At 57.9% G+C, this 7,390-nt stretch carries 3 protein-coding genes; 2 read left to right on the plus strand and 1 reads right to left on the minus strand.

Annotation, left to right across the window (positions count from 1 at the left end):
- A partial coding sequence (locus VGL38_01765; protein ID HEY3294144.1) for a hypothetical protein occupies window positions 1-2,346 on the minus strand: 2,346 nt, incomplete at its 3' end.
- A gap of 321 nt (window positions 2,347-2,667) precedes the next feature.
- Between VGL38_01765 and VGL38_01770 the strand changes: the two genes are divergently transcribed.
- Both VGL38_01770 and VGL38_01775 read left to right on the plus strand, forming a co-directional pair.
- A complete protein-coding gene (locus VGL38_01770) occupies window positions 2,668-4,713 on the plus strand; it encodes a T9SS type A sorting domain-containing protein (protein ID HEY3294145.1) in 2,046 nt (681 codons plus the stop codon).
- 679 nt (window positions 4,714-5,392) lie between these two features.
- The coding region (locus VGL38_01775) for an Ig-like domain-containing protein (GenBank protein ID HEY3294146.1) at window positions 5,393-7,390 on the plus strand (1,998 nt) is incomplete at its 3' end.

Below are 7,390 nucleotides of genomic sequence, written 5' to 3' on the forward strand. Positions count from 1 at the left end.
ATGCTCTCCGGCAGTCAGCCGTCCCAAGTTTTGCTGATAGACACTGCGGCCTAACACGTCGAAGACCTCCAGCTTGACCTCGGAGGATGCAGGCAGCGTGAAGGATAGCGTGGTGGTGGGGTTGAAGGGATTGGGGAAGCAGGAAAGGATGAAGGATGAAGGCGGAGGGATGAAGGGCTGAGGGACTGCGTCGGCGGCTGGATTAGGCACGGCAAAGCAGGCGATGAAACCATCGCCGAAGTCTCGATATTGACTTTGCACCGCATTGGGGGTAATCGGAAAATCGCCGGAACCGGTTTGCCCGGCCAGCCACACGGTATCCGGACTTGAAAACGCGGCGGCCTGCAAGTACTCGGTCCATTGACCGCCGAGGTATGTGCTATACTCCAAATGTGCCAGATCAGGGCTGAGACGGCTGACGAAGGCGTCCCAATACCAATCGGTAGGCTGGCCGTTGGTGTTCAGCAGGGTATCGAAGGCTCCATGTGTCACCGGAAAGTCATTGCTCCGCGTTTCTCCAGCCACGACAATGCCATCCGCGTCCGCCGCCACTTCAACTCCTGAATCACCATTGCGTCCACCGAGAAACGTGGCTGCCACAAGACTGTCCGGCCACTGCATAATGAGGACAAACCCTTTGGGCATATCGGGAGTCAGCAATGTGTCGAATGCGCCGGGCGTCACGGGAAAATCCGCCGAAAACGTATTCCCGGTTATGACCATATGCTGGCCGTCTATAGATGCAATATCGGAGACATAGTCGGTATTACTGCCGCCCAGGTAGGAGCTGTACCGCAGTGCGCCGCTTTGCGTGTTGAACAGACAGAAGAAGCCGTCTTCCCGTCCACCGCTGTCTAATTGTAACGCGTCCGGCGTAGTCGGAAAATCACTGCTCTGTGTTCTCCCCGTGACCCAGACCGAATCCGGCCCTGGTGCATGAACGCCGTACGCCTCGTCCGAGGATGAACCGGGAATGAAGGTAGAATAAATTATGGAAACGGTGACGGGATCAATCACAGTCAGAAACGCTTCGCCGTCGAACACGGGGGGGCGCGGTGTCGGGAAGGCCGCATTCGATGTCACGGGAAAATCCACCGAGCGGGTCAAGCCCACGATGTAGGCTCGCCCATCGTTTCCGACGGCTAATCCGTTGGCAAAGTCAGCGCCGCTCCCGCCCAGATATGAACTCAGCAGCAAACTGTCGCCTCCGGCAGAGAACTCAGCGATTGCGCCTTCGTAGCCCGCGAGAGTTGTATCAAATGCATTGGGGGTTAATGGCAGAAGTTGGTTACCGTTCCCGGATGCAAACACATGGCCTTGCGAATCGGTGCTAACCGCAACAACTTTTGCATTGAAGTACGTGGAAAATATTAGTGAGTCACCACCTAAAGACAATTTAGTGACAAAACCGTCCTCATACCTGCCGATCTGCTGATATGCTCCCGGTGTTATGGGAAAACCTTGAGCATCGGTCATACCACAAAGCACAATCTGCCGATTGGGACTCAGTGCCATCCCGCGCACCTCATCAGCACCCCCACCTCCAAGAAAACTGCCGTACACCAGCGGATCAATCACCACCTCCTTTGTCGCATCGTACGGCCCCAACACAAGGCGGTAGCCGCCTTCAGCGGTCAGGTCATAGCGGCAGGGGATTTCGATTTGGGTGTGATTGATGGTTTGATAGGCGAAGGGGGCTTTTTCTGTCACCAGACCCAGCGACGTCGACAAGAGCAAACTGCCGTTTGCATCTACGGTGATTGCACCATCCTGCCCTTCATAGCGCAGTTGGATCTGATTGGGATCAGCACCGGGATGGAGGTGGTAGACGGTTTCGATGCCGACGGGCACACTGCTGTGTGCCCCTACACCACCGATCCGGTATTGGACGTCGATTCCCGGCCAGACGTCTTGGGCGGTGACGCTACGGTAGTGGCCCACACGGGATCGCCATTTACAGCTATCCTTAGACAGGAAGTAGTTGCTGTAGCTGGGGAGTTTGTCCTCACCCAGCAACACAGGGTTGGGGTTGGCATTGATATAGGAGAGTTTCAGCATGTGGCCGTGGACCAGACTCGCCCGAGGTCCTTCTGCCCGAAGACGGGCTTCAGGATGACAAAGTTGGTCGGGGGCGGTGCGGGGCTCGGGGGAATGCAGGTCCAGCGTCATCCCTGATGAGGTGAGGAAGTAGGTGGCGCCGGGGGCGTCGTACTTGAAAGAGAACGCGCCGTCCCATTGGCCTTCATTTTGGACGAAGAAGGCGGTTTGGGGCAGAGGGGAGGCTGCAAAGCTGGGGAAGCAGAGCAGAAGTGCGGAAAGGCAGAGATAGACTTGTTCTTTCAACACGGTGTGTTCCTTCAAGGTGCGGCAAGATGGAGACCTACTGAGATATAATAGCATTCTGCCCACTTATTGTCAAGGACGTTTGGAACACCTGTTTTCCGGCCTTTGCGAAGAGGCATCTGCCGCATCCTGCCGCCCATTCCCCGTACGAGTGCCGCAGCGACAGGGATAAGCGGAAACAGGTTATGCGTGAGCATGTCATCCAGCCGCCCCCGCATTACACTTTGTGCGCATTCGCCGCTTGGGAGCCCTCTGGCGGGGTACCGTTGCCGCGTGTAACCCACGAGTGAACTATGTGATGTGCGGTTTGTGAATGATGAGGTGATGATGAAGATCCATCGTGTGTTTATCGCGCTGGCCGCGGTCGCAATGATCGCGCTGGCGATAGAAGCAGGGACGCCCGGAACGCCGCAGAATACCCGGGCCCGCGAGATTGCCGTCTACTCGCGGGATCATGGCAATGCCTTGGACAGCACCGGCGAAGTCCTGCGCACCATTTCCGTGCCTGTTCCTGCTCCCAATAATCTCGGAGTCTCCATTGCCGCGGATTGCGACGGTCATCTCTACTACACCAACTACCTCGTTCCCCAGCTTTATCAGATAACCGCCACGGGCGAACTGGTCGACAGCGTGGCTCTGCACACCTCGGCGGGCACTCCGGTCAACATTGATGAAATCGTCTGGGATCAGTCCCGCGGCCTGCTGTGGGGCGCGGAAGACGCCACCTTTCGCATTTTTCTGATTGACCCCGCCACCGGACTCTGTACCTTTCAGTTTACGGGTCTGGTGCAGGAGCCGCCGATCCGCGTAAATGACGGCCTTGCCATCGATCCGACCAACGGCACGATCTGGCATTCCCCCGATGTCAGTGACAGCATCGGCCACTTCTCTTCCAGCGGTGTTTATCTGGGATCGCTGATTCCCCTTGGCCCCACCGGACAGCCCGACCGTGACATCAGTGGCATCGTCGTGGGCACAGGCAACAGGATGTTTGTGGGTCACGACGGGCAGGGGCGCGTCAGCGTCGTCAATAAGCTCACCGGCGTGTGGATCCGCGATCTGGTCACCCTTCCCGCACGTCTGCAGGGTATGGAGTGCGACGCCGTGAACTTTGCGCCCAATGTCGTCCTGTGGGTGCGAAACGGGCTGAACAACACGCTCTACGCCGTGCAACTGGACAGCGGCGCCTGTGCCTGCGCTATTTCACAGGATACCTGCCAGTTCCTCTACACGCAAGTCGACATGGGCAACCTGCCCGCCTGCGGCTATCCGACGCTGCCCAACAATCCCGGCCACGGCCTTTCGGGCATTGCCTGGCTGGGCGCGTGCGTCTCGGGCGACACGACTCCCCACGCCGATGGCCTCGATTCCTGCAATGACGGTGTGACGTTCCTCAACGCGCCGTGGACGCCGTGCGAGATGGAATCGGTGATGGTAACCGTTACCGCAGGCCCCAACTTCCCGCGCTATCAGAACTGCGGAGGACAGTTATATTTGAATGCGTGGAAAGACGGCAATCTGAACGGGACTTTCTGTGATGAAATCGCCTGCCCGAACGGTGTGGCTTCGGAATGGATGATTCAGGATCTGCCGGTGACGCCGGGACTGCACACGATTGCGGTGCGGGATCCGGGTGTAACGAACATGGGCGTCTATGCGGGGGTATTCCGCTTCCGCCTGACCAGCCGGCCGGTGGGCCGTTTTGGGTTCGGTCTGCGCGATACCGTTGCCTGTCCGGCGGCGACGTGCGGCACGTTTGCGCTCGACATGCTCGGGGAGGTGGAAGACTACATGCTTCCCGACTTCCAGTTGGCCGTGACCCTGAACTCGCTTGACGCGGCAGCGGGAGATGGCTCTGTGGTCTTGCGCTGGGTTACGGCTTCCGAAAACGCCAATGATCATTTCGAGATTCTGCGCGACGGCCACAACATTGCGCGCGTGGCCTCGCAGGGCAACGGTCCCGCCGAACGCAGCTATCGCTACTCTGACGAGCATCTGGTGAACGGCACATCCTACAGCTATGTGCTGGCGGCCGTGGACGTCAACGGTCACCGCACCGAGTTGCGCACCGTCAGCGCCACGCCCACGGCAAACGCCGACGTGATTACCGACTATGCGCTCGCGCAGAACTATCCGAATCCCTTTAACCCCACAACCGAGATTTCCTACGATCTTAAAGATGCGGGTTTTGTGCAACTTAGAATTTTCAATCTGCTCGGCCAGGATGTGTCCACGCTGGTGAACGCATCCATGCCGCAGGGGCGCCATCGTGTGATCTTCGATGCATCGGCGCTGCCTTCGGGTGTATATCTCTATCGCATCGACGTCAATGGGTTTGTGTCGGAGAAGAAGATGCTCCTGCTTAAATAGCGCCTCTTGCATTGGCCATCATGCCTCTCCGGATGTGAGAGTTTGGAGCGGCAAAGAGAGGAGTGTACTGCGCAAGAGAGTGCGGAGTTGCTGCGCCGAAGATTATCGCGCACACATTGGTCGCTGGGCCTATGTGGATAAGTTGAATTTCTAATCGATTGTTCTTACCCGAGCAGAGCCGGTCAGCGTGACCGGCTTTTGCTTTTCATTCCCCAGAGTGCATCTTGTTTTGCTGGGTCACTAATTTAAAAAAGTATAGAGTCACAGTATAGCTAATATAGGAGTGGTTGCATGTCCGCTACTGCAAAAATGTATTCCTGACACAGGAGTCTCCTTGCAGACGTGAAGAAGTTGGTTATATTCTACTCCGTCACTCAGGTTCTTTCTGTGCGCCATGCTGCGCGGCAAAATCATCGTAATCGTCCCGCCGCATATTCTTGGATGGAAGAACGTCCTCTCCAGAGGGTCATCCTCGTTCTTCCTGAGTCTCCCGCGCCGAAATTCCTTGCTCAACTCCTGAAGCAGTTCACAGACCTCGAGTGCCCATTTCGTGTGATGAAGTTAGATACACTTACTCGCTCAACTGCAACCAAACATAGAGAGCGGATCTGCCCTGCGTCGTTTGAGCAAGACAGCGTAAGGCTCCGTTGGATGAAAACCAAAGGAAAGGACGTCATTGATGAAGAAATGTTTTTCGCTTTATGCGGCGGTGATCGGCATGCTGACGCTGCTGACACTGACCAGTTCGCTCGCGTTTGCCGTGGGCACCATCCCTCATGGGGTGACTCCGCGTGACGGCGGCCGCAACATCAGCAGTGTCTACTCGGTAACCGGTCAGGTGACGCTGTCCACGGACGGCCACGGTTACGTTACGCCGACGTCCACCATTCGCGTGAACAAGCCGGTGGGCGCTACGGTGCGCGCCGCCTTCCTTGGCGCAGCGTCGGTCTACAATGCAACCTTACCGGATGGCTCCGTGTCGCTCGAAGGCAATGCCCTTTCGTGGGATGTGACCTATAGCAATCTCGGTCTGTGGGAAAACGGCTGGAAAGACGTCACCTCCATCGTGGCGCCGATCATCGATAGCCGCCCCGCGGGAATCTCGACGCTCGACGTTGCCGAAACCAATCCCTACGGGGTTGACGGCGAAATTCTGGCCGTCGTGTTCGATGATCCCAATGCCGATCCGAACAACAGCATCATCCTGCTGTTCGGTGGCCAGGCCATCAATGGCGACGATTTCCAGATCAATCTCGCCAGCCCGATCGTGCTGCCCGATCCGAATCTCAGCTTGAACATGGGACTCGGCATCTCCTTCAGCTACAATTGCGGCTGCCAGTATTCGCTGATCGATGTCAACGGCCAGCGCATGAGCAGCAGCGCCGGCGGCCTCGATGACGGCGACCTGATTTCCGACGGCGCGCTGTTGACCGTAGGCGGTATCGGTGACGATGCCACCACCAATCCGGTCGACCCGATGCTCAATCCCTGCCAGCTTTCGCCCTGCATCGAGACCTATGACGACGAAGCTTACAACCTGATTCCTTTCGTCAACAACGGCGACCAGACGATTCTCGTGCATACGGTCAATCCGTCCAACGACGACAATATCTTCTTCGCGTGGCTGACCACGCAGGGCATCGCCGCCGCCGTGAATGAATCCGTGATTCTCACGCCGACCTTTGCCGCCAACCAGATCAACATGCCGCACACGCTGAACGCCTCGGTGCGCGATGATAACGGCAACGCGATTGTCGGACGCGCGGTGGACTTCTCCGTGCTGCCCGGCAGCGCCACCCCCGCGGGTCCGCTCCCCGGTTCGCCCGTCATGACGGACGTCAACGGCAACGCCCAGCTTACCTATACCAGCGGCGTCACCGGCGTGGATTACATTCAGGCCACCGAGACCAGCCCCACCCACGGTCTGGAGACATCCAATACCGCGATCAAGGTCTGGTACAACGGCATCGATCAGGGCGACCTGACCACCTGCTACTATCCGACGCTTGTCAATAATCCCGGCCACGTGCTGTCCGGTATTGCCTGGCTCGGTCCGCAGGTTGACGGCGAAGCGACTCCGCACATCTACCCGCAGAACACCGATCTGATCCACACCACCGTACCTGCGCACATGGACAACTTCGAAGACGGCGTGGCCTTCTTCGGCGCTCCGTGGCAGCCTTGCACGCCGGTGTCGATCATTGTTCAGGTGACCGCCGGTCCGAACTATGAACTTTATGCCCGCCATGGTGGCCATCTGTATCTGAACGCCTGGAAAGACGGCAACGCCGACTACAGCTTCGATGACGTGCTGTGCGACGGTCGCGCCCCCGAATGGTTCGTGCAGGACGCCGTGGTTACCCCCGGTATCCACACCTTTACCTTCATCGATCCGGGTGTCACGAACATCAGCCGCTACAATGGCGTCTTCCGCTTCCGCCTGACGCATCAGCCGGTTGGCCAGTACGGCTTCGGTATGATGGATCAGAGTGCCTGCCCGAACATGACCAACGGCACGTTCGGTCTGGATGAGTGGCTGGGCGAGGATGAAGACTATGTGATGTGCGATTTGCAGTTGTCGGTGGAGCTGACGAGCTTCGAGGCGCAGTCGGGCGACAACGCGGTGGCGCTGCGCTGGTCGACGGCTTCCGAAACCCAGAACGATCACTTCGAGCTG

The sequence above is a fragment of the bacterium genome (genome assembly GCA_036504735.1).
Classification (GTDB): domain Bacteria; phylum Electryoneota; class RPQS01; order RPQS01; family RPQS01; genus DASXUQ01.